Source organism: Escherichia sp. MOD1-EC7003, assembly GCF_002965065.1.
GTDB lineage: Bacteria > Pseudomonadota > Gammaproteobacteria > Enterobacterales > Enterobacteriaceae > Escherichia.
Genome location: NZ_PTRE01000136.1, coordinates 1 through 1,612, shown reverse-complemented (window position 1 = coordinate 1,612; position 1,612 = coordinate 1). Strand labels below are relative to the sequence as shown.

3 protein-coding genes are annotated in these 1,612 nt (G+C 38.2%); all 3 read left to right on the top strand.

The window, feature by feature from the left end; translation table 11 throughout:
* The first annotated feature begins 212 nt into the window (after positions 1 to 212).
* Entirely contained in the window at positions 213 to 848 is a 636-nt protein-coding gene (locus A7090_RS20685) for a hypothetical protein (protein ID WP_157941486.1), read from the top strand.
* Positions 849 to 863: 15 nt separating this feature from the next.
* Positions 864 to 1,358, top strand: coding sequence for a hypothetical protein (locus tag A7090_RS20680; RefSeq protein ID WP_105275353.1), 495 nt, complete (start codon positions 864 to 866; stop codon positions 1,356 to 1,358).
* A gap of 67 nt (positions 1,359 to 1,425) precedes the next feature.
* A partial coding sequence (locus A7090_RS20675; RefSeq protein WP_198599600.1) for a helix-turn-helix domain-containing protein occupies positions 1,426 to 1,612 on the top strand: 187 nt, incomplete at its 3' end.

Here is a 1,612-nt window from a genome sequence, read left to right as displayed (position 1 = left end):
TGATGCGCCATTGATGAGAGCGATGGTGGCATCCAGCAAAGCATTTTGTCGGTATTTGTGAAACGGTGCTAACGCATCGTGGAAAAAATTCTGACATACTTGTCGAGCAGGCATAGAAGTGATCTCATTGAATTGGTTGCACAAATCAGTAGATCACAAAACTCTATGCCTGTCTTTTTTTACCCGCCCATTACTGGGGATTCCTCAGCACTGTGGGGGGTAAAAATAGTGGGGAGCCAGTGTGTCCTATAGCGCATGAACAAAAAGATGCTCCTTGGATGGAGATTGCGTACAAAGAAGCGAAGGAAAGATGGCATTGGGGATACATCCAAGAGGGCTCTGGGGGTATTAACTATCACCATGAGACGGGAGCTGGTAATCCTACAATGGTGGGTACGCGTAATGCTTGGTGTGCGTCTTTCATAAATTATTGTTTACAATGTACCGGTTATCCGATAGCTAATGCAAATTCACAATCTTTTTCTAAGAGCAGAAAATTTGTGAAAATAGATTCTCCTGTATATGGAGCAATAGTAGTGTTACATGTGCCTAATACAGAGCAAAAAGGACATGCAACGTTGGTATATTGTAAGACAAAAGATGGTGAAATTGGTGTATTGGGAGGGAATCAAGGTGATAGCGTTACCATTAATCCATTGAAGAAGGTTTATCTAGAGGAATTACATTATGAACTTATTGGATATTATGTTCCTAAGGATTATGAGTGTCGGGCTAAAAATATAGTTAGTACTGGTAGTGATTTGTCTCCTGTCTATAACAGCATCGGTGATGTGAGACAGGCTGTAGGTTCCGATGTAATAACATCTGGTGATGTTAATACACGCTAATGATTTTGGAGATATATGAAGGCTATTATATTTTTTATTTTGTTATATTCATCACATGCATTTGCCGATGAAATTAATTGTTTTAAGCGTGGGGAGATTGATTCGCTTGTTACTGGTTTTTTTTCTTCTTCAGATAACTTTGATTATGTGAAGGAAATGGCTACGGAAAAGCTAAAGAATGAACTTCCACATTATGAAAAAAATAATCAGATAAACAATATTATGAAACATGCCACGCAGCTTATTTTTATCCAAGGAAAGCCAGGTGATTATCAATTATCTAAGCGTTTTATAGATAATTTTCCCAATAATGGTTGCGTTTGGAAAGTTAGTTTTTCAATACCTGAGAAAATAAGAAAAATGTGCGATGACGATGGCGCTGCGGGATATTTTTTTGATTTTACAAAGATAAGTGGTGAAATTAAATTTAGTTCTATCTTGGAGTTGGAAATATTGCGTCCTGATGGGTCTTTTGTTTGTAAATATTTTGACGACTATATAAATGATTAAAATCATATATACCCGTAATCATTGAAAGTGCTTGATTTTTCAGCAGCAGGAGATCATGCTGTCCAACATGAAAATATTCATCTCTGACCAACAAAAAGCTGAACTTGAACGTCTTCATGATTCCAGTCGTGATAAGCGCGTTTGTGATCGTATTAAAGCCATTCTTCTGGCCTCCGAAGGCTGGAGTTCGACTATGATTGCTCAGGCTTTACGCCTGCATCAGACGACCGTTGATCACCATATCAGCGAGTTTC